1 pseudogene is annotated in these 462 nt (G+C 69.3%); it reads right to left on the bottom strand.

Annotation, left to right across the window (positions count from 1 at the left end):
- Nucleotides 1-326: pseudogene (locus tag LPA54_RS38100) on the bottom strand (hypothetical protein); the annotation flags it as partial.
- Between the last annotated feature and the right edge of the window lie 136 nt (nt 327-462).

Below are 462 nucleotides of genomic sequence, written 5' to 3'. Positions count from 1 at the left end.
CCCTTGGGATCCGTTCCTGTGATCGCGGCGTCCACGGCACGCATCCGCTCCGCACTGTCCGCCAGGATCGCGTCCTTGACGGGGTCCCCCGTCTCGCCGCCCTCGAAGGTCAGCTTGAGGTCCGGCGGCAGTTCGATCTTGGGCCGGTCCGTGGACGCTGCGGCCGATTCACTCGGCGACGCCGATTTCCCGCCTCCGGTGTCGGCGCCGACGACCTCGTCAGCGTCCTTGGACGGACTGTCGTCGTCGCTGCCGCACGCGGACAGCGTCAACGCCGCGGTGGCGGTCAGCGCAAGCGCTGCGAGCAGGGTGGGACGGCGGTTCACAGTCGGCTCCCGGTGGGGCGAGGCGTCACATCAGCGCGCCAACGCTATCCAGCGGGCGCGGCGCGACACCAGAGCGATTGGGTCAACTGCAACACAGCTAATACCGAATTGGGACGCGGAGCCCTACGTCAGGGCC

It is taken from the genome of Streptomyces sp. DH12, assembly GCF_020873895.1.
Classification (GTDB): Bacteria; Actinomycetota; Actinomycetes; order Streptomycetales; family Streptomycetaceae; genus Streptomyces.
This window is presented reverse-complemented; position numbering and strand designations above follow the sequence as displayed.